The organism is Nitrosopumilaceae archaeon AB1(1), from assembly GCA_033471095.1.
Classification (GTDB): domain Archaea; phylum Thermoproteota; class Nitrososphaeria; order Nitrososphaerales; family Nitrosopumilaceae; genus Nitrosoabyssus; species Nitrosoabyssus spongiisocia.
Genome location: CP136752.1, coordinates 809,193 through 829,835 on the forward strand (window position 1 = coordinate 809,193; position 20,643 = coordinate 829,835).

A 20,643-nucleotide genomic window follows, 5' to 3' on the forward strand; every position below is an offset into this window, starting at 1 on the left:
GATGTATAACACACAAAATATTTCATTCAATTTACTCGTAAAGATATAAATCATACGTAAAAATTATTTTATAATTGGCAAAATTGTTAGAGAAAGCATTACGTGATGCTATAAAAGAAGATCAATACATACTCGGTACTAAACAAGTTTTATCATCTCTTGATAAATCCAAATTTGTAATTGTGTCTACATCTGTACCTGAGAAAATAAGAGTTAAACTAAATGAAATGGTTAAAAAAAGTAAAATTCCCATTTTAGACTACAAGGGTACGTCAGTTGCATTAGGACGTCTTTGTGGACTGCAATTTCATGTATCTACTGTATCTCTTTTAACTACAAACGAATCTAGTGTTCATGCTATTCTAGGTGAAGCTAATGAGTAATAATTACTCTATACAGCCAAGGTGTAATTTACTCATATGACACAATCTATAAAATTAACTTCTGATCAGTTGGGGTTGTTATCGGCGTTTCAAAGAATAACTCACATAACTGCCTATGATTGTATCGATGACACAGAGCGTGACAGAATCATTTTCGTGGTAAATAATAAAGATCTTGGTCTTGCTATTGGCAAGGGTGGTGTTACAATAAAGAAATTAATACACTCTATAAAGAGAAATGTTGAATTGGTTGAATATAATAAATCTCCTGAAATTTTTATCAAGAATATCTTGGGTTCAAAATATGTACATAAAGTAGTAGTGAATGAAAGGCTCGATGGCTCCATGCAAGCAATAGCTACGGTAGATGCACAAAATAAAGGTCTAGTAGTAGGCATGGAAGGCCGTCATATCAAAAAAGCCAGACTCATGGCAGCTAGACATTTTGGAATCAATCATATTGCAATAGATACATCTCTAGATATTATGGAGGATGAAGAATAATGGCAAAATCACCTCTTGGCCTCTTTGCAGGTCGTGTTTTGAAGACCAAACGTAAACGTCAAAGATGGTCCATCTCTGTATACAAACGTAGACGACTCGGATTGGATTGTAAATCAAATCCATTTGCCGGTTCTCCTCAGGCACGTGGAATTGTGTTAGAAAAAGTAGGTATTGAGGCGAAACAGCCAAACTCTGCTGTTAGAAAATGTGTCCGTGTACAATTAATTAAAAATGGTAAAACTGTTACTGCGTTTCTTCCTCGTGACGGAGCAATGAACTTTATCGATGAACACGACGAAGTTCATCTTGAAGGTATGGGTGCAACACAAGGAGGGGCAATGGGTGATATACCTGGTGTTAGGTTTAAGGTATTCAAAGTTAATGATACTTCACTTCATGAGCTTGTAATTGGTAAAAAGGAGAAACCACGAAGATGACCATGTTGTTATTTAGAAAATGGGATACTAGTGAGATTAAAACTCTAGATAATAGTCTGTCTGATGTCATATGTACCAAAGAGACCATTTATCCAATGTCATTTGGACGTTCTGCACTAAAGCGATTCAATAAAATTGATGTACACATTGTGGAACGATTGGCCAATAAAATGATGCATTTTGGTAAACGTTATGCTAAAAACACTGGTATGATGGCAGGTAAAAAAATATCTATATTTAATATAATTCAAGTTGCCTTTGATATAATTTATCTAAAGACTGGTAAAAACCCAGTTGAGGTACTGGTAAGAGCTGTTGAAAATTCTGCACCAAACGAAGATACAACAAGAATTGTTTATGGTGGCACTGCCTACCATGTATCTGTAGATATTGCTCCACTACGTCGTGTAGATCTTGCATTAAGGTTCATTGCCGATGGTGTTAAAGAGGCAACATTTTCAAATCCAAAGGCTATTGAAGAATATCTTGCAGAACATTTGACCATGGCCGCTAGCAATAACCCTGATGCCCCTTCTGTAAAAAAGAAACACGAGCTTGAACGTATTGCTCAAGCATCAAGATAAACTGGTAGCCCGAGGCAGATTCGAACTGCCGTCCCCGCGTATCCACTCGTGAGATCCAGAGCGCGGAATCCTTGATCTGATGTATCATTTGACCGCTAGACTATCGGGCTACTAGGCAAGTTTTCTTGTCTTAAGAATATAACTTGTGTGGAATTTTTGATTCTATTTTTTTGAATATGATTAATCATTCATAATCTTGATAGATGGTATCATAAAATTTAGAATATATTTTCAATAACTCATATATTATGTAAAATATTAGACGAATTATGTCTTATATGTATATGCCAGGTGCTACTGCTGTTGGTATCACTTATGATTCTGGAGTTGTTTTTGCAAGTGAGAAACGAGTTGCCTATGGTAATTTTCTAGTAAGTAAAACCACAAAAAAAACTTTTCAGATAACCCCCAAAGTAGGTGCGGCATGCGCAGGACTTGTAGCAGACATGCAATTATTAACACTTCAAATATCCGCTCTTGCAAAGATTCGGTTATTAGAATTACAACGTGATATTCCACAAAATACTATTGCTAAAATGATGTCCAACATGATGTATGAACGTCGTTTCTTCCCACTACTTACCCAAGTTATTGTAGGCGGTGTAGTGACCAAGCCATCAATATATACACTTGATCCGTTAGGATTCGTTTTACCCGATGACTATGCAGCTGTCGGAACAGGCGCAGAGATGGCTTTGGGCGTATTAGATCCTTCCTTTAAGGAAAATATGTCACAAGACGATGCACTAGATTTGGCTATTCGTTCTGTCAAATGTGCAACAATGCGTGATTCATTTAGTGGAGATGGAATTGATACTCTTGTTATAAATGCCGAGGGCTCCAAAATGCAAACACTAGCAGCTTAGATGTTTACTAGAGATTTTGCGCTTTCCCAATATTGATCAGAGATATGATGAATATTCCTCAATACTCTTCCTTTACTCATAACTTTCATCTCCTCACTTGATATGATAGATAATCCAACTGCTAGAAATTTTCCATGTGATTCTTCCTTTATACAAACAATTTCATCTTTGTCAAATTCTGTGTTTTCTTTGATTCCAGGTCTCATGACATCTGCCCCATTACACATGAACTTTATCGCCCCTGAATCTACCGTCACACTAGGAAATCGTACAAGACTGCCTTTATCTGATAAAAATGGTATGTATCTGCCATCTATGACTAAAGCCATGAATTCTTTACCACTAATCAACTTTGAATCATCTGTGATTTGATGCTCTTTGAGATTTTTGATCTTTGGAATGTCTAATTTCCACTCTCTCTTAATTTGCTCTAGTATAACATTTGACTGACTCTTTGTTATCAAATTTGACTTCATCGAGTCATCTCTTTTTTAATATCGATTAAATCACGCAAGATGGCACTTGCAGTCTCTGTACCCCCTGCACCTCTACCGATTATTGTCTGGGTGCCAGAATGACTTGACGTAAAAGACACAGCGTTAAGAGTGCCATTTACACACAGTGGATCATCATTATCAATCTCTTTTGGCGACACTTTTAATCCTCCATTACACGATGCAATTAATTTTATCGCCTTTTTTGATTTTTTTGCAGAATCGACTTGGACCTGTGTTACATTTCTAATTCCTGTACAATCTACATCAGATAGTGTCGCCTTTGTTCCCATTATCCAATTTGCCATGATTACTAGTTTAGCAGCTGCATCAAGTCCGTCCAAGTCCAATGCTTCATCTGCCTCCATGTATCCTTTTCCTCTTGCATCTTGTATTGCATCTTCTGGTGACATTCCATCTCTCATATTTGATAAAATATAATTTGTGGTTCCATTAAGTATTCCATTAAACGACTCTATGCTCTCACCTTGCAAACTACTCTTTGCATAATCTAAGATTGGTGTTCCGCCACCAACAGTTCCGCTAAATTTAAACAACACGTGATTGTAAACTGCCAATTCCAACAATGATGGAAATGCTAATGCAAGTGGACCTTTATTTACTGATATTACATGCATTCTTTTTTTAAGAGCAGTTGTGATATGTGATAATCCTGGTTGTGCATCTTTATAGTTGCTAGGTGTAGTCTCAATTAAAACATCTGCACTGATATTTTCAATCAGCGATGTGCCACTTTCTTTTCCCTGTGATACAGTGCCCTTGCTTTTTTTATCCTCTAGTAATTTTTTCAGACTCAAACCCATCGTGTCTGTGGTGCCACCACCAGAATCGAATACTCCAACCAACCTGTTTTTCAGTCCATACTGAGAGTACATCTCATCGGCCCTAGCATCTAGCAGAGTCACTAGGCTCTGCCCTACGACTCCAAACCCACACAGTATTATCCTCATACACTGCCTAATATGATGGAATTATTTAAAATATGATATATCGTACATTTCTTCGATATAATGAAAATATGGTTTTCTGTGATTTGATTAAAATGGATAATCCACGATTTGTATAAATTAGAGTAATTTTAAAACAACACATGAGAAAATCCATAGAGAATCTTCATACTAGTAAAATAACTGGNGGGAGGCGTCATCCATTACGTACAAGACGTAAACATGAAATTGATCGTTATCCTGCAGAGACTGTAAAATCTGCACAAGCAACTGTTACAAGAACTGTACGGGGTAAAAATATAAAAACTGCATTAAAATCTACAGATTTTGTAAATCTTGCAACTAAAGATGGTGTTAAAAAAACAAAAATTCTAAAAGTATTAGAAAACACTACAAATAATGATTATCAACGACGTGGTATTATAACCCGTGGTGCTATTTTAGATACACAAGATGGTAAATGTAAAGTTGTCTCAAAACCCGGTCAACATGGCACAGTTAATGCAGTTTTAGTATGATTTTATCATGAAAGATTATGAACATATTGTAATCTGGTTGGATTATTTCAATAAAACATTTTCACGACGTATAGGTAGACGTGTTAATAAAGATCTATCTGTTTATGATCCGTCATTGAAAGAATTATCCAATGCAGCTGAATCTGCCGGTTTTAAAATAATTGAGTCTAATGATAACGTAAGGTATCCACGACGCGCATTTGTGCGCTCAGGATATCTCATTCTTGAAAAGGGATCGCCCAAGTCCAAGGTAATTAGAGATATTGCATCAAATCTAGTATCTGTGAAAAAGTAACCCTCCATACGTGTTGGTATATTTGATCACACTAGAGAATAAAGTAATTTTGACAGTAGGATATAATAGATCATTAATCATAATTATTCTACTTGTCAAATAAACACTTTATTTCTATAATTAAAAAAACTAATTGGGCGAATTTACGATGAGTTCAAAATGCATCGAGTGTAATTCTTCTATAATTAGTGATATCCATAATGGTGAGTCTATCTGCTCAAACTGTGGTATAGTAACTGAGAGATTGGTATATGCCGGCTCTGATGCCAAATCCGCTGACATGGATGGTGGCATTAGTAGTATACGTGCTAGCGGTGTTTTGTCCTACACCAAACATGATCTTGGTGTCTCTACAGTTATTGATTCTAGTAAACGTGATTTTAGCGGTAAACCAATAAACTCAGAATTTGCACAGCGATTTAACTTTGTACAAAAACTTGACAATCGTGCAAAAATAGCTACATCCAAAGATAAAAGACTCACTGCGGTTTTATCTAAAATAGATAAATCATGCACACTTCTTGGTTTACCAAAAAATGTATCTGAAACTGCATCTTTAATTTATCGTAAATTAGATGAACTTCAAGTTAAAAATAAAGTTGTAATATGTATATCCACTACTGTAATCTATATGGCATGTAAACAATGTAATATTGTGTATGGTATGAGTGATATTTGTAAAACAATGTGTACCAATAATGAATTGAAGAGACTCACAAATCTCTCCTCCCGATATCATAGAGAAATAATGTTGCAAAGTTCTGTTCCAATGACTGCTCCAATGACAATGAAAATGTACATATCAAAACTTGTAAATTATACAAAGGCCAATACCCGTGTTGCTCGCCTTGCTATGGAGATTGCCGAGAAGACAGAAAATAGTAGAGTGGTAGATGGCAAAGATCCAAACGGAGTAGCTGCTGCCTATCTTTATATAGCATCTAACCTATTTGGCCAACATCTGCTTCAGCGTAGTGTCTCTGATGTGGCAAAAATTACCGAGACTACTATACGTACTAGATGTAAAGAAATTCTAGACAACAACAAAGTAAAGATTATTCTGCGTCCGGTTTTGGCATAATTCTATTAGGAATAGCTAAAATTCAACTCTATTATATTATAGAAATTTAGATTAGAGCATGTATGACAACACTTGAAATAAAAGATCTTCATGTAACTATAAATGATAAAGAGATTCTTAAAGGTGTAAATCTAAAAACTGGTCCGGGCCAAATTCATGCTATAATGGGTCCGAACGGTTCTGGAAAAAGCACACTTGCATATACACTACTTGCTCATCCAAAGTATATAGTTACACAAGGTGACATTCTTCTAGATGGACAGAGTATTTTAAAATTAACTGCAGATCAACGAGCTAAAAAGGGATTGTTTCTAGGATTTCAATATCCAACAGAAGTGTCCGGCGTAGGATTTTCTCACTTTATAAGAACTTCATATAATGCTATAAGTAAAGAACTTCAAGGTGATGATAGAGAAGTATTCATTACTGTTAGAGAATTTCACAAATATCTTAAAGAGAAATTAAATCAAGTTGGATTACGCGATGAATTTTTAAAACGTTATTTGAATGAAGGATTTTCAGGTGGTGAGAAAAAGCGTGCCGAAGTATTACAGATGGCTGTATTGAAACCACGAATATCTATTTTAGATGAGCCCGATTCTGGGCTTGATATTGATGCTGTACAGGCAGTGGCAAAATCAATCAGTAATGTGGCAGATAAAAATTCTACAGTAATTATAATTACTCATTATGCACGAATTTTGAAATTTCTTGATAAACTAGATCATGTGCATGTATTTTCAGACGGCGCTGTGATTAAGAGTGGTGATTCTACACTTGCCGATGAATTAGAACAGAAAGGCTATGAGTGGATCACCAATTTAAAGTAAGAATTTTAAAGATCGTATAAAATCATTCAATATGACAAATAATAATCCTGCTTATTTTAGTTTTAATCTATTTAAACTTGATACAAAATGGCGTTGGATGGCAGATTTAGCAAAAGAGGAATCTGCACATGAAGTACAAAATGTTCTTAGTAATTGTAATGTGCAGTTTCGTACCTACTCTACCGTTGGTATACGTGATGATGGTGACTTTATGTTGTGGCTTTCAGCACCAGACGTTGAAACTATTCAAGATGTTATATCAAAATTATATCTTACAGTATTTGGCAAATACATTGTCCCCTCACGTACCTATCTGTCATCATCTAGAGATTCAAAATATGCGCAAAATAATTTAAAACCTGCATTTATGAGCGGGGAGAAATCACTAAAGTATGTTATAGTTTATCCTTTCATCAAGACTCGTTCTTGGTATCTGCTCCCATCTGATCAACGTCAAAAATACATGAAAGAACATATCGAAATAGGGCAAAAATATCCTCAAATCCTTTTGAATACTACCTATTCTTTTGGAATACATGATCAAGACTTTATGCTTGCCTTTGAAACTGACGACTTGGTCGCATTTCAAGATTTGATCATGGATTTACGTGAAACAAAAGTGTCTGAATATGTACAGGTAGACACACCTATGATTACTTGTGTGCTTAAAGATGTAATTCCACTCATCAAAAGTATGGGCTGATTCAACATGAAATCATTAAAAGAATGGGCAGGAGTTGTACGAGCTCTTGGAGATGGTTCTCAAAGCATTCTATTACGCAAAGGCGGTCTGCTAGACACACCTTCTGGATTTCAAATAGTGTCTGATAAATTTTTATTATTTCCTACATTTGAGCATCAACAATCGACTTTTGTGAAACCACAATTCAGTCACTATTTGGACACTACTAATCCGAACGAAGGTAAAATCTCTATTACATTATGTGCCAAAGTAGTATCCCACGCTGACATAACACAAGTTCAGGCTCTTGCATTTTCTGATTTTCATATATGGAGTGATGAATTTGTAAATATGAGAGCCAAATGGAAACCTGAGAATCTGTTCAAAGTTTTATTGCTGCGTGTGTATCGTATAACTCCAGTAATAATTCCATATTTGCCTGAATACAAGGGATGCCGTTCATGGATAAATATTGAAAATCATTTTGATGACCAAATTCCTATAATAAATGATGATTCTTTTAATGAATTATATACCAAGTTTGTCAGTTTGATACCATGAAGTACAACAAATTAGGAAAATCTAACATCAAAGTCTCTGAAATTGGTTTTGGAGCTTGGAGTATTGCACTTGATTGGTGGGGTAAAAAAATCTCTGAAGATGAATCTAATCATATGATTAAACGTGCATGTGATTTGGGGATTAATTTTTTTGAGACAGCAGATATGTATGGACGCGGTAAAAGTGAGACACTGTTAGGGAATGCTCTTTCCGGTATGAGAGGTGACATGGTACTATCTACAAAGTATGGCTATGATTTTTCCAATGTTACCCAAGTCGGTCATACCGAACTACCACAAAAATTTAACACTGATTTTACAAAAAATGCTTTGAATTCTAGTCTGGAGAGACTACAGACAGATTATGTGGATGTGTATGGTCTTCACAATCCAAAGATTGGACACATTCGTGATGATTCTATATTTAATACGCTTGAAGATTTGATTGAGCAGAACCGTGTAAGGACATGTCAGATTGCGTTAGGTCCTGCCATAGGGTGGTTACAGGAAGGTCTAGAGTCAATGTCACGTAGTGTGATTAGTGCGGTACAGACTGTCTATAACATTTTAGAGCAAAACCCTGGTAATCAATTGCTGAGTAGGGGTGCAGAAAATAATGTTGGAATCTTGGTACGTGTACCGGATGCATCTGGAATACTTACTGGTAAGGTAACTGCCGAGACAAAAATTGATGAAAAAGATCATCGTTCTGTACGCAAGGGCGAATGGATAAAATCTTCTCTTCTCAAAGTAGAACAATTACGTACGATTGCTGATAATAATGATTTGACAATTACAGAACTTGCAATTAAATTCATTTTATCCAAAACAGGTATTGCCTCAGTCTTTCCCACAGTAATTAGTGTAGAGGAAATTGAACAATTTGTTGCCATGTCTGATGGAAATTATATAAATTCCTCTGATATGTCTGAAATTGACACATTATTCAATTCTTGGCCCACCTATGAATTGAAATCTTCAATTACGTAGTGATTTTTGGTGTATCTACAAAGTATTCTACACGTGTTTTTTTAAACTCTCTGGCACTAAATAATATGGTATACTCTTCTACATTTACGAATTTCTGAATCTCTTTTGCCACTTGTTTGGCCTCGTCCTGTGTTTTACAGTGTATCATCGAGAAAACATTATACTTCCAGTCCGAGTATACAGGTCTCTGATAACAATGACTTACCTGCGAGAAAGAACCTAATATCTCCCCCACCATATCAATTTTATCCTCTGGTACTTTCCATACAATCATACCATTTGCTACAAATCCAATATCTCTGTGTCGTAGTATTGCAGCATATCTTCTCATTACTCCTGCTCTCTGATATTCTTTTAATTTTGCAAATATTTCATTTTCTGTCATATTTAATGCGTTTACAGCAGACGCAAATGGTCTCTCTACTACTTTGAGATCTTTTTGTAATTCCCTCACAAATTCTTTCTCTTTCTCTGTTGGATCAAACGCTGAATTATTAAATTCCTGTTTTTGTTCTGTTGGTTCAATCTTTTGTTTGTCTACCATGTCTAATTTTACTCCAATTTTGAACATCTTTATCGTAGGTAGCATTCGTATTGAAATCACCCCATCTATTTTACTTAAATTATCTACCTCTAATTTCAATTCTACACCAGGTGGGACTGCAAGTGTAAACCACAAGTTAAATTCATGTATTCTTTCATAATTATGACTCACACCTGGATGTTTATTGATAATTTTCGCAATCTCCTCAATTTTATCTGATTCTACTTTCATTGCTACAAGTGAACTAGTATATCCAAGTTTTCGTGTATCAAATATTGCACTGAGTTGTCTTATCACACCAATCTCTTTTAGATGTGTAATTTTCTTCATAATCTCTTCTGCAGACACTTCAAACGTTTTAGCAATATCGTGATATGGTCTACTTGAGAGTGGAAATTCTTTTTGAATCGTATCTAGAATCTGTCTATCGAGTGTGTCTAGATTAGGCAATATGCATATACAATAACTGTGAGATTAAAAATGTAGCTTGTGTAGGTTCTGAAATTATCGAGGGACAATTATGTATCATCATAGATTACTCTTCAAAACTCGTATGGTTTCACAAGGGTGTTCAGTTAGAGTGGTGGAATTTTGAACCATGAATTTCAAAATCTATGAATTCACATCATTAGCCTATGTTGCCTAATTCCTTTTTTAATCAACGCAGATTTTGAAACGTTTTTTATTTTCTTGGCGTTCAAAAATGATTAATATATCAGATTTGAGTCTTGTCCACACAAGTGTCAATTCTACCACACACAATTTTTTTTACCATCTTTAAATCCATCTCTACATATCTTACAGTTTTTGAAAATTCTTCCAATTCGTCTAATCTGTTTATGAGGTGAGGAGTAATAGATTCGTCAAGTCGTTTGTAAAGTCTTCCTCGGTATCTCTTTCTATATATTGTTAAGATGCGCCTAGTGCATTTTTTTGTTTCAAATGGAGTTTCTTATCTTCAACAATATACTCTGAAATTATATTACAAAATTAAAAGAGATGAAAGAAGAAAAACATGTTGATTATAAATTAATTTTTCACTTGATTATAAATTTAGAGAAAATAAAATCAATTAATGAACCTATGAGTTTGTTACTGCAATTACTATTCAGAGAAAATGTTGAGATTTTGGATAAATTGTCAAACATTAATCCATCTACCAATTGTTTTTATTGTGGTAATGATAAATTTAATAATTATAAACAGAATATTGGTGTTAGTGGTTCTAGAGCTGGTTTAGAAACGGGTTAACATGTTGATGATTTTATAATATCTGTATATACTAAATGTAAATAGTATCCTTATAAAACCTGATTATTGGTCATAGTATTTTAATTAATATTTTATAATTAGTTTAAAAAATAATTAAATTTAAAAAAATAAATATTGGGATGAGTTTATTCACTATAAATATTTTGGATTCTGTTTATAACAAAGTAATTTCATATTATGATGTTGTTGAAAAATAAACCAATATTCATTGCAATAATTGCACTAGCTATAATCACTGTAACTGCAGTTATCGCTTTAGAAGAATCCATTTCTGTCTCTGATAGAGTGGAGACAGAAGGTATTCCAGTTACATCTAACAATGAACCCATCACTTCATCATCTTCAATTGATGAGGGATGGTCACGTGTTTTAACTCTCACACTCTCTAATCTCCCCACATTAGGGGAAACAGCTGAAGTTGTCTTAGTTGTTAATAATACTTCAAGATCACCTGCTCCAGCATCTTTTGTTACTGGTATGTCTTTAAGTGGAAACTTTGAAGTTCTAAATCCCCCATCAAATATTCAATCATTTGATCATGGTGGATTTTTTATCAAAGGACCAATGCCACATGATCTATATCCAAATGAAATATTAACCATGAATTGGACTATAAGAGCTGTAGAAGAAGGCGAAGCTGTAATCTTTGGCGGCGGTCTAACTGGTTCTACTGCAATTCGATTAGTTATTGGTGCAGAAGAAACACTACTCAAAGAAGATTTTGACAGATTATATCCTCCACAAAGACAAAATCCCCCTCCACAAGGTAGTTATCCTAATCATTTTACACGTGATGAAGATCCAAATGAAGTGGTAGATAACTCTAATGTAGTTGTGATAATAACAGATGATCAAATTAGAGAAGAAATAGAACGAATTAGTGAAGATATAGAACAAATGGGATATGATGATGATGATGTGATACATGATATACTTGTTAGACTCAAAGAACTCCTTGCAAATTCAACATCTACTGAAGATTCAAATCTAGAAAAACAATCTTTCTTGGATTCAATACTACCAAAGGCCTATGCATCCACCTCTTCACTTTTTACTTTACATGGAAAAATAACTAATACCAATTCACCTTATGATCCTGACAGAGAAACAAGAGTTTATGGTTTAATGGTGTGTGCAGTAGATAGAAAACCCCTCTAGTAATGGTAGTTTTACTACTCTTCATTTTGTAAATGGAAATGATGCTTGCACAAGAACTTTCGAGTCTGGACTCTATTATATTGAAAATATTGTAAATGATAATCCAAATGATACTACCGGGGCAGATGTGTATCTTTTGTATAAGACCCCCAACATCTTTATCATTTGAGGACAACTTTGATGATCTAGACAATTGGTCAAAATCCGGTTATGATTGATGGAGTGTTGTCTCTTCCTGGGGTGAGGATTTACCAAAAGGTGAAACTAGCTTTATTGCTGCAAACAACTCTGATATTAAATGCATCCTAACTAGCGAGACCATTGACTTGTCCTCTCTTTCATCTGCAACTCTAGAGGTGTCACAATTTGTGGATAGTTCATTGGATAGAGGTGAATACCTATCCATTGAGGTGTATAATGGAAGTTGGACTGAAATTGCAAAGTGGGGTGCAGATAACAGTCAGAATACAGATGTCTGGGAATCTGAATCTATAAACATCTCAAGATATCTAGATGATAACTTTGAGATAAAAATCAAAACTTTACAAAGTAGTAGTGAAGATACAGGAATAGACTATATTCGAATAACCTCATAGGAGTATACGTTTTTGTTGAAAAAATATGGGTATAAAGTTTAACATATTAATATTAACATATGTTCCTATATCTAAATTTTACACGATCCCTCGATACCTTCACAGCACTCTTGTGTACATGTATAATGAAATGATGTATAAATAGAAAAGAGTCATCAAGAAATCATAATTGTAAATCTACACCTTAAAAATCGTCTAGTAATTATTGTGGGTTCTGGTGCAGAGGGACTTGGGAAAATCAACACTCTGCTCACTCAAAATTGTTCCATTTTAGTTATATCTGCAACCAAGACCGAACACATTCAAAAATTAATTGATGATGGTTCTATAAAATTTGAACAACATCGCTTAGAGAATGTAACATTTCTTGACAAGTATGATCCAATATTGATAATGGCGACAACAAATGATAAAGAACTAAATAAGAAAATAGTATCTCATGCAAAACGAATGAATTGTTATGGATATGCGTCTGACGATCCCAATATTAGTGATTTTTCACACCCCTCTGTGATTAATTTACACAATACAGTCCAAATCGCAGTCTCTACTGGTGGGAAAAGTCCNACTGTCGCTAGAGATATTCGTATGCGAGCACAAAAGATATTCAATGAGGTTGTCACATCTGAAGATATAGATATGATTCACCTTCAAGATATATCACGTCGTGCGGCCAAAAATATTATCAATAAACAACAAGATCGTAAAAAATTTCTATATACAATAATGAATGATTCTGAAATAAAACAACTATTAGTAAAACATAATTTATCTGGGGCACAGGAACGTATGAGGCGTTTACTTGGTGATTGGAAATGACAATAATTAATGCACGAATAACATTTAAAGATTCACATATTCACATTTTAGAACAATTTACATTTCATAATGTCATTAATGCAAGTAAACAATTCCAAGAAAATGCAGGATTATCTGAATGTGTAATTGTTCAGACATGTAATAGGGTTGAATTGTTTGGAACTGGAAATAATATTGATGTCACATCTCTTGTTAATACATGGGCATCATTGACAGACATGTCATCAAAAGATTTTGAGGAAAACATGAACATATCTTATGATTCCGAGGCGTGTTATCATCTGCTAAGTTTAGTGACCGGTCTTGATTCTATGGTAATTGGTGAAGAACAAATTTTAGGTCAAATTAAAGACTCTATCACTATTGCACGTGACTCTAAAACATCTGGACATAAACTTAATCTCTTGTTTGATAAAGCAATTAAATCTGGGACCGCAATACGTAATCAAACTCAATTGAATCAGGGTGGTATGTCTGTAGGTTCTATGGCTGTTAAATTAGTTGAAGATAATATTACAGATATGAAATCGAAAAAAATCCTACTCATTGGAACCGGTGAGGTCTCTACCCTTGTGGCCAAATCTTTCTTGAAGCGAAATTATGAGTTTGATGTTACTAGTCGAACATTGCCAAGAGCTGAAATGTTTTGTACTGCTATTGGTGGTACTGCAGTACCGTTTGAACAAATTTTAACACAATTTAAAAAATATGATGTGTTATTTGTAGCGACCTCTGCTCCATATTTCTTAGTCACTTATGAGCGAATAGTCAAAATCATGAATGAAAAAGACAGTATAATGATAATGGATCTCTCAAATCCTAGAACTGTAGATGAAAAAGTTGCTACTTTGAATGGAGTGAGATTAATGAATTTAAATCAAATATCTGAGATGGTAAATAAAAATGCAAAACATAAAACTCAAAAAACAAAACTTGCAAATGAACTAATTTTGCAACAAACAACAGATATCGAGTCTGCACTACGTAGAAATGATATGGAACCTACCATTCACGACTTTTTCAAAAAGCTCGATGATATACGCGTGCGTGAATTAAGTAAAGCTTTAAAATCTTTGGGAGAAGATGATCCTAACAAAATAAAAATTTTAGAAAAAATGTCAGAATCTATTTCTGAAGGAATAATGTCAGCTCCAGTTGGTCATCTAAGGGATGCGTCTGAAAATAATGACAGTGATTTAGTTAATCTAATTTGTAAACTATTTAATCAAAAAATACAATCTAGTACTTTTACAACTAAATAATTAGTTGTCATGATATATTTCGAAATTTATTCACATGTCACATTTCTCTAATATTTGTCATTCTTTTGAATATTTTCAAATCGCTTTATAATCTAGTTTTTTTCATATTTTCGATTCTAATTATATAATTTCCATAATCTTATTATTCTATGTATATTGGTATGTTGTGGGTAGTATTATGACATCATTCTATGGATAATTATTCAGATAGAATTAAATACATCAGCTTTAAGAATAAATTTATGGCAGGCACAGAATCTATAGCAGTATGGATACCTTTGATGGTCGGTTTAACTCCTGGTTTAGTTTACTGGATTGCAATAACTGCGATTAAGAAAAAATAATCACATTCACAAGTATCTATTAGAGTAAAAACTACTAGCTAATTTGTTTAGTTTTTATTATTTTCATTTTGATTAACCTCACTTACATATCTATTCTATGATTAAATTATCATATGTTCTATTTGGACTATTACTTGCTCCATTATTGATTCTCCCTTCATATCAAACTAATTTTGATCTAGGCGTAGTAGTATCTGAGCCTTTTATGAAAATAAATCCTAATGGTACAATATCCCTAGTTGGTGAAGTGGAGAATAAAAAGAATATCCCAATCACTAATGTAAAAATTAAATTTGATTTGTATGACAACTCTGTGGGCCCAATAGAATCTGTTGTTGTAGATACTGTACTTGATGTAATACCCTCAAATTCCAAATCTCCATATATAATACAATCAAATCTGAAACAAATTCAATCAACACAATCTACTATCCTAGGATTTGGAGCTGTTGTAACTAAACCACAGATGTTAACATTAACTCTTGTAGACCAGTTTACTGATTTTAATTCTGCATTCAAAGGTATAATTAGTAATTCTGGTGATGTAATTACCACAAATGTCAAAATACATCTTACAAGTTTTGATAAATCTGGAATAGTAATTAATGTAGAAACTATATCCCTTGATGCCATCGAACCGAACACAAATAATGCTTTTGAAATTTATTCTGAATATGATTCATCAGTATCTGAGTTTAGTTTAGTTGCAGAGTCTTTTGAGTATAATTCATATACAATTCGCTCAAATGCTATACATCCAGCTGCTATGGCTGACACTGTCCTAGTCGGCTCTACTCTACTATACGACTTGGAAGAAAATATCTTGATTTTGGGTAAAATCAATGAATCGATTATAGTTCAAAATACTCTGACACCCTTGGAGAGTGAAAATCATGAAATAAAATATAATTATTTTATCCAAGTGAAGAGATCTGGTGAGAATCCTTTTGTCGAGCATGTTGGTCAGTCTAATGGAACCATATATGGTGATGAAATTATCGCATCTGCAATATGGACTCCACGAGCACCTGATCTCTACTATATTGAGGTGTATGTATGGGACGATAACAATATTCCTATATACTCTGCCATTTCTGTATCTTTGGTTTTAATTGAATAGACAATAGTAATTTATGTATAATTGTACAACATCTATTTGTGAAAAAATATACAAATGTTGCACTTGGCGGTACCTTTGATATTATTCATAAAGGTCATATGGAGTTGTTAAAAAAAGCGTTTGAGATATCAACTCATGTGATTATTGGTCTAGTTGGGGATCAAATGGCACAACAAAATGGGAAAAGCCCAAAATTATATGAAAAACGATATGACAATCTAGTTGATATCATCACAGAGACCTGGTCTGACATTTCATATGATATATCCATGCTGAAAGATACATTTGGTCCAACTGTATTGAACGGTGATGTACAAGCACTAATCGTAAGTGGCGAGACTCGCTCTGTAGGTGATCAACTTAATAATTTACGCCAACAACGGGGATTGTCCAAAGTAGAGATTATCACAGTTCCAATGGTTCTTGCCGATGATGGTAAACGAATCTCTACTTCCCGTATACATGATTTAGAGATTGATGAATCTGGTCATATTTTATAATTATATGATGCATATTGACAAGTAGATTATCTCTTTTTGATCTTCCTTGATAAAAACAATATTTATTTATCATAAATGTGGAAATTCTCAACAATACACTAAAACGTCTAGAATCTAATGTTGAACACCTACAAGATGGACTTCAACCTGAAAACCTTTCTTTCTGGTATGAAAAAATCATTAAAGAGACTCAAGAAATTGCCCCTCCGTGGTTGCAAAATAAAATTGGATTTGTACAAGATCCAATACTACCTCAAAAATTTAATCTAGATTTATCCAAAAGATCTCTAAAGTATTTTGCTACTGTTGTAAATGATAATTTTGATGACATGCCATATTCAACACGTCTCTATTTTATCAAAGTGTTGGAATTAATCCAAATAGAACATGACAAATCCCTAGTTTGATTATTGTTTTGTTATCTCAATTACATCTTGTATGATTTCAACATTTGTTATTTTATGTTCTTTCTCAGTTATTGATTGAATAAAATCTACAAAACGTTCTGCTTCAGTTTTATTTTTAAATAATACACTATGGGCTGATTCATCTTTTATTTGTAATATTACCTCATCATCAAAAACATCCAAAACTTGTACTAATAATGATTCGTCTTTGTCCACAGTGTTAATCAAGCCAAATAGTTTTTGCGTTTCATATTTGTCCTGACATAATATTCGAATCATTACTATCTCATAACAAATTTGTCTATGATGTCTCTTGCCTTTTCACGTTTTTCTCTATGAATTTCTAGATACTTGTTCATTTTATCTATCAGTATTGCCTTAATTTCTCCGGTTAGCATCTTTCCAGTTTTATATTCATCGTGAATCTTGGCCAATTTAGTATCATCTGGTTCAAAAAAGAGTCTCAAATACTGATATGAAACATCGATCTCTGGATTACCGCCAATTTTTCTGTGCAACTCTACATTTGGTTGTCCCCCTGAGAATGCATACTTGTTTATCTTTTTCTCAACTACACTAGGTAAATCTGTCGTGTAAATAGTACTATTCGCACTTGATGCAGACATTTTTCCATTTGGTCCTTGTAGTGATGGTATCATAATATTATGAATCAATGCAGGTTTGTGCATATTGATTTTTGGCGGAATATCCCTTGTTAGTCTAAAGTGTGGATTTTGATCTACGCCTAGAGGAATGATACANCGTTTTTCTGGTTCCAAAAAACATGGCGCAGATTGCAGTGCTGTATAGAATATCATACCTATGTTGGTCTCGTTGGTAAATCCAAATACTGCTTTTGTGTTTGAAAAATTTAATTTCTTTGCAACTTTGGCGGCAATCGGATATAATAATTGTATATTTTCAGTATTGATTATAATTTTTGTTTTTTTAGGATCAAATCCTAGTGCAATAAAATCAAGTGCATTTTCATATGCAAATTTATTTGTCTGCTCTAGTGTTAGATTTTGCTTGGAGTAGAATTTTTCGTCGTCTGTTATTTGAAAATACATATTTACATCAAATTTATCTTGCAACCATTTTGCAAAAACCCATGGAATCAAATGTCCGATATGCGTATTTCCAGACGGTCCTCTTCCGGTGTACATGAAAAATTTCTTTCCAGCTTCATATTCGTCTAGTAGCAGAGTCATATCTCTGTGTGAAAAAAATATTCCTCGTCTTAGCATAAAATGATCCTCCCTTGCAATTTTTTTTATTCTAGCTAGCAGTTGTTTTGAAATTTTTTCAGTGCCAAATCTCTTTATTAATTTGGTATAATCAATATCTCCTTCAACGTGCCATGGCGTAACAATGAAATCTTTACTCGACATATAGATTTGTACTAGAATAATCTCTAAAAAGCCTTATCTGTAATGTCCTTATTGTATCTCCACTTGTGATAAATATACCATTAATCATATAGAATTTACTAATGATAGATATTATAGATTTGATTGGTGATTTATCTTACGCCGGAATTTTTTTCCTTTTAATTTTATTGAATGCTGCCCCACTCCTAGTGCCTCCAACCTGGATAGTCTTGGCATCATTCTATGTGTTGGATCCTACCCTCAGTCCAATTGTTTTGTCTCTTGTCGGAGCTACAGGAGCTACAATAGGTAGATTTGCATTAAAAGAGCTGAGTGTACACCTGCGTAAACTAGCTGGCAGTGATCATAAACTTAGCATTGATGCCATTGGTAAATATTTTGAAAAGAAACGTTTTGGATATGCTATTGTATCTTTTCTATTTGCAGCAACACCGCTGCCAAGTAATATGTTATTTGTGGCATATGGAATTATGAAAGCTAAAGGCCCTAGCATATATTTTGGATTTTGGTGTGGTAGATTAATTTCTTATTATATTCTGATAAGTGTTAGTAATATAGTACTGGTACCGTTTATACAATTATTTGAAGATAGAATTTTAGGAATTATAGTGATAGATATACTTGGAATATGTGTTGTAATCTTCTTTTTATGTATAAATTGGATTACTTTAATTCAAGATCATAAATTAAAATTTGTTAGACCACGATTATGGAGATTCTAATTACCCATAATCTATGTATCTGTCGTAACGTTTTTCAATTTCTATGTTATCCCCATTTCGTATATCTACAATAGTTTTTTCTCTTCTTTTAATTATGTAATCGTTCAAATCGTCAAAATTCTTCATGCCCTTGTATGAATTAAAAACTGGTTCCAACATTTCAAAATATTCAATAGTTTTTTCTCGAAATTCGATCACACTTGGGTTTTTAATTTTATTAAATCGATACCATGCAACTGTCCAACTCGCTCCAATAACGTGAGGTAGTAGATCAAATGCTCTTTCTATCTCAAATCTGCTTTCGTCTCTCATGATTCATTAATGTATTTGGCCGCGGTTTTTGCAAAATATGTAATAATTATATCTGCTCCTGCTCTTTTTATTCCATACAGTATCTCTAATGTTATATCTTTTTGATTGATCCAATTCTTCTGTGCTGCTGCCTTTACTAGTGCGTATTCGCCAGACACACTATATGCTGCTATTGGAATATTGAACATTTCTCTAGATTTTGATATCAAATCCAAATATGCCAGTGCCGGTTTAATCATGACAATATCTGCACCCTCTTCCACATCTTGCTGTACCTCTGCTAATGCCTCTCGTTGATTCGTAAATGGGACTTGGTAGGTCTTTCTATCGCCACTCTTCGGTGCACATTCTGCAGCATCTCTGAATGGGGAATAAAATGAAGACTGATGTTTTGCTGAATGTGGCATGATTCCCACTTGAAAGAGTCCGTTATTGTCCAACTGTTCTCTTATTATTCCAACTTGTCCATCCATCATAGCTGATGGCGATACTATGTCTGCTCCGGCCTGAGTGAANCTTGTTGCAATCTTTCCTAGTGTCTTTATGCTAGTGTCGTTATCAATCATTTCATTATTAATTATACCACAATGTCCTGATGTTGTATATTGACATAGACATACATCTGCCATTATAATTAATTTATCTCCAGCTGCTTTTCTAATCTCTGTTATTGCTCTTTGTACTATGCCGTCTTTTGCAAATGCAGATGTACCATCGTTATCTTTTTTACTTGGTATTCCAAACACCATCACTGCTGGTATCTTTAGAGAAATAATTTCTTTAATCTCTTCTGCAAGTTGATTTAATGGTAGTCTGTATAATTCTGGCATGGAATCAATTGGGATTTTATCTTGTATGTCTTCCTGAACAAATATGGGACATACCAAATCATTTGTAGAGAGTCTAGTCTCTTGAACTAGTCTACGCATTGCTTTACTACTTCTTAATCTTCGAAGTCGTTTTTGAGGAAATGACATTACCCCATTGCAGTGTCATTCAAATAT

Annotated in this window: 29 protein-coding genes and 1 tRNA gene; 22 read left to right on the forward strand and 8 right to left on the reverse strand. The window is 33.9% G+C overall.

What is annotated here, in order from left to right; genetic code table 11:
• Window positions 1-74: 74 nt before the first annotated feature.
• Genes R1F52_04780 through R1F52_04795 form a run of 4 tightly spaced genes read left to right on the forward strand, consistent with a single transcriptional unit; the run spans window position 75 to window position 1,908 of the window.
• Window positions 75-383 carry a ribosomal L7Ae/L30e/S12e/Gadd45 family protein gene (locus tag R1F52_04780; GenBank protein WOV92437.1) on the forward strand — a complete coding sequence of 103 codons (309 nt, stop codon included), beginning with the start codon at window positions 75-77 and terminating at the stop codon, window positions 381-383.
• 36 nt (window positions 384-419) lie between these two features.
• Window positions 420-887, forward strand: coding sequence for a NusA-like transcription termination signal-binding factor (locus tag R1F52_04785; protein ID WOV92438.1), 468 nt, complete (start codon window positions 420-422; stop codon window positions 885-887).
• Window positions 887-1,324, forward strand: a complete 438-nt coding sequence (locus tag R1F52_04790; GenBank protein ID WOV92439.1) for a 30S ribosomal protein S12 — start codon at window positions 887-889, stop codon at window positions 1,322-1,324. The genes R1F52_04785 and R1F52_04790 overlap by 1 nt, the downstream gene beginning before the upstream one ends.
• Window positions 1,321-1,908, forward strand: coding sequence for a 30S ribosomal protein S7 (locus tag R1F52_04795; protein ID WOV92440.1), 588 nt, complete (start codon window positions 1,321-1,323; stop codon window positions 1,906-1,908). The genes R1F52_04790 and R1F52_04795 overlap by 4 nt, the downstream gene beginning before the upstream one ends.
• A 2-nt stretch (window positions 1,909-1,910) precedes the next feature.
• Here R1F52_04795 and R1F52_04800 read toward each other — a convergent pair.
• Window positions 1,911-2,018 (reverse strand) — tRNA-Gln (locus R1F52_04800).
• 159 nt (window positions 2,019-2,177) lie between these two features.
• Here R1F52_04800 and R1F52_04805 point away from each other — a divergent pair.
• Window positions 2,178-2,774 carry a proteasome subunit beta gene (locus tag R1F52_04805; protein ID WOV92441.1) on the forward strand — a complete coding sequence of 199 codons (597 nt, stop codon included), beginning with the start codon at window positions 2,178-2,180 and terminating at the stop codon, window positions 2,772-2,774.
• Here R1F52_04805 and R1F52_04810 read toward each other — a convergent pair.
• On the reverse strand, window positions 2,771-3,250 hold the full coding sequence (locus tag R1F52_04810; protein ID WOV92442.1) for a PUA domain-containing protein: 480 nt from the start codon (window positions 3,248-3,250) through the stop codon (window positions 2,771-2,773). The two genes, R1F52_04805 and R1F52_04810, sit on opposite strands and share 4 nt — an antisense overlap.
• Window positions 3,247-4,239 (reverse strand): homoserine dehydrogenase, encoded by a 993-nt coding sequence (locus R1F52_04815; protein WOV92443.1) that lies wholly within the window; start codon window positions 4,237-4,239, stop codon window positions 3,247-3,249. The genes R1F52_04810 and R1F52_04815 overlap by 4 nt, the downstream gene beginning before the upstream one ends.
• A 140-nt stretch (window positions 4,240-4,379) precedes the next feature.
• Here R1F52_04815 and R1F52_04820 point away from each other — a divergent pair, with 140 nt between their 5' ends.
• The 7 genes from R1F52_04820 (at window position 4,380) to R1F52_04850 (ending at window position 9,192) form a co-directional block, all read left to right on the forward strand.
• Entirely contained in the window at window positions 4,380-4,754 is a 375-nt protein-coding gene (locus tag R1F52_04820; GenBank protein WOV92444.1) for a 30S ribosomal protein S8e, read from the forward strand.
• 7 nt (window positions 4,755-4,761) lie between these two features.
• Window positions 4,762-5,049 (forward strand): signal recognition particle subunit SRP19/SEC65 family protein, encoded by a 288-nt coding sequence (locus R1F52_04825; protein WOV92445.1) that lies wholly within the window; start codon window positions 4,762-4,764, stop codon window positions 5,047-5,049.
• Window positions 5,050-5,197: 148 nt separating this feature from the next.
• Window positions 5,198-6,130 carry a transcription factor IIB gene (locus tag R1F52_04830; protein ID WOV92446.1) on the forward strand — a complete coding sequence of 311 codons (933 nt, stop codon included), beginning with the start codon at window positions 5,198-5,200 and terminating at the stop codon, window positions 6,128-6,130.
• 62 nt (window positions 6,131-6,192) lie between these two features.
• On the forward strand, window positions 6,193-6,960 hold the full coding sequence (gene sufC, locus R1F52_04835; GenBank protein WOV92447.1) for a Fe-S cluster assembly ATPase SufC: 768 nt from the start codon (window positions 6,193-6,195) through the stop codon (window positions 6,958-6,960).
• Window positions 6,961-6,991: 31 nt separating this feature from the next.
• A complete protein-coding gene (locus R1F52_04840; protein ID WOV92448.1) occupies window positions 6,992-7,663 on the forward strand; it encodes a chlorite dismutase family protein in 672 nt (223 codons plus the stop codon).
• Between the two features lie 6 nt (window positions 7,664-7,669).
• The gene (locus tag R1F52_04845; protein WOV92449.1) at window positions 7,670-8,203 is read left to right on the forward strand and encodes a DUF1802 family protein; all 534 of its coding nucleotides are present in this window, start codon (window positions 7,670-7,672) and stop codon (window positions 8,201-8,203) included.
• The gene (locus tag R1F52_04850; GenBank protein ID WOV92450.1) at window positions 8,200-9,192 is read left to right on the forward strand and encodes an aldo/keto reductase; all 993 of its coding nucleotides are present in this window, start codon (window positions 8,200-8,202) and stop codon (window positions 9,190-9,192) included. The genes R1F52_04845 and R1F52_04850 overlap by 4 nt, the downstream gene beginning before the upstream one ends.
• Here R1F52_04850 and R1F52_04855 read toward each other — a convergent pair.
• Window positions 9,185-10,186 carry an Lrp/AsnC family transcriptional regulator gene (locus R1F52_04855; GenBank protein ID WOV92451.1) on the reverse strand — a complete coding sequence of 334 codons (1,002 nt, stop codon included), beginning with the start codon at window positions 10,184-10,186 and terminating at the stop codon, window positions 9,185-9,187. The two genes, R1F52_04850 and R1F52_04855, sit on opposite strands and share 8 nt — an antisense overlap.
• Before the next feature lie 549 nt (window positions 10,187-10,735).
• On the opposite strand from R1F52_04855, the gene R1F52_04860 reads away from it, so the two are divergent.
• From R1F52_04860 to R1F52_04900, 9 genes are all read left to right on the forward strand, one after another.
• A complete protein-coding gene (locus R1F52_04860) occupies window positions 10,736-10,987 on the forward strand; it encodes a hypothetical protein (protein ID WOV92452.1) in 252 nt (83 codons plus the stop codon).
• A gap of 207 nt (window positions 10,988-11,194) precedes the next feature.
• On the forward strand, window positions 11,195-12,166 hold the full coding sequence (locus R1F52_04865; protein WOV92453.1) for a hypothetical protein: 972 nt from the start codon (window positions 11,195-11,197) through the stop codon (window positions 12,164-12,166).
• A 95-nt stretch (window positions 12,167-12,261) separates the two neighbouring features.
• Complete coding sequence (locus R1F52_04870) at window positions 12,262-12,384, forward strand: hypothetical protein (protein WOV92454.1); 123 nt, start codon at window positions 12,262-12,264, stop codon at window positions 12,382-12,384.
• A gap of 150 nt (window positions 12,385-12,534) precedes the next feature.
• Window positions 12,535-12,762 carry a hypothetical protein gene (locus tag R1F52_04875; GenBank protein WOV92455.1) on the forward strand — a complete coding sequence of 76 codons (228 nt, stop codon included), beginning with the start codon at window positions 12,535-12,537 and terminating at the stop codon, window positions 12,760-12,762.
• Window positions 12,763-12,930: 168 nt separating this feature from the next.
• Entirely contained in the window at window positions 12,931-13,581 is a 651-nt protein-coding gene (locus tag R1F52_04880; protein WOV93870.1) for a bifunctional precorrin-2 dehydrogenase/sirohydrochlorin ferrochelatase, read from the forward strand.
• Window positions 13,578-14,843 carry a glutamyl-tRNA reductase gene (gene hemA, locus R1F52_04885; protein WOV92456.1) on the forward strand — a complete coding sequence of 422 codons (1,266 nt, stop codon included), beginning with the start codon at window positions 13,578-13,580 and terminating at the stop codon, window positions 14,841-14,843. Before R1F52_04880 ends, hemA begins: the two co-directional genes overlap by 4 nt.
• 441 nt (window positions 14,844-15,284) lie before the next feature.
• A complete protein-coding gene (locus R1F52_04890; protein ID WOV92457.1) occupies window positions 15,285-16,307 on the forward strand; it encodes a hypothetical protein in 1,023 nt (340 codons plus the stop codon).
• Between the two features lie 38 nt (window positions 16,308-16,345).
• Entirely contained in the window at window positions 16,346-16,807 is a 462-nt protein-coding gene (locus tag R1F52_04895; protein WOV92458.1) for a pantetheine-phosphate adenylyltransferase, read from the forward strand.
• Window positions 16,808-16,884: 77 nt separating this feature from the next.
• Window positions 16,885-17,214: a hypothetical protein gene (locus tag R1F52_04900; protein WOV92459.1), complete on the forward strand. Its 330-nt coding sequence runs from the start codon at window positions 16,885-16,887 to the stop codon at window positions 17,212-17,214.
• On the opposite strand, the gene R1F52_04905 is transcribed toward R1F52_04900, so the two are convergent.
• Both R1F52_04905 and R1F52_04910 read right to left on the reverse strand, forming a co-directional pair.
• Window positions 17,215-17,493, reverse strand: coding sequence for a hypothetical protein (locus R1F52_04905; GenBank protein ID WOV92460.1), 279 nt, complete (start codon window positions 17,491-17,493; stop codon window positions 17,215-17,217).
• A 2-nt stretch (window positions 17,494-17,495) separates the two neighbouring features.
• A complete protein-coding gene (locus tag R1F52_04910; protein WOV92461.1) occupies window positions 17,496-18,605 on the reverse strand; it encodes a tryptophan--tRNA ligase in 1,110 nt (369 codons plus the stop codon).
• 101 nt (window positions 18,606-18,706) lie between these two features.
• Between R1F52_04910 and R1F52_04915 the strand changes: the two genes are divergently transcribed.
• On the forward strand, window positions 18,707-19,327 hold the full coding sequence (locus R1F52_04915; protein WOV92462.1) for a hypothetical protein: 621 nt from the start codon (window positions 18,707-18,709) through the stop codon (window positions 19,325-19,327).
• Here R1F52_04915 and R1F52_04920 read toward each other — a convergent pair whose 3' ends face one another.
• Both R1F52_04920 and hemB read right to left on the reverse strand, forming a co-directional pair.
• A complete protein-coding gene (locus tag R1F52_04920) occupies window positions 19,328-19,639 on the reverse strand; it encodes a hypothetical protein (protein WOV92463.1) in 312 nt (103 codons plus the stop codon).
• Window positions 19,636-20,616: a porphobilinogen synthase gene (gene hemB / locus R1F52_04925; protein WOV92464.1), complete on the reverse strand. Its 981-nt coding sequence runs from the start codon at window positions 20,614-20,616 to the stop codon at window positions 19,636-19,638. Before hemB ends, R1F52_04920 begins: the two co-directional genes overlap by 4 nt.
• Window positions 20,617-20,643: the final 27 nt, after the last annotated feature.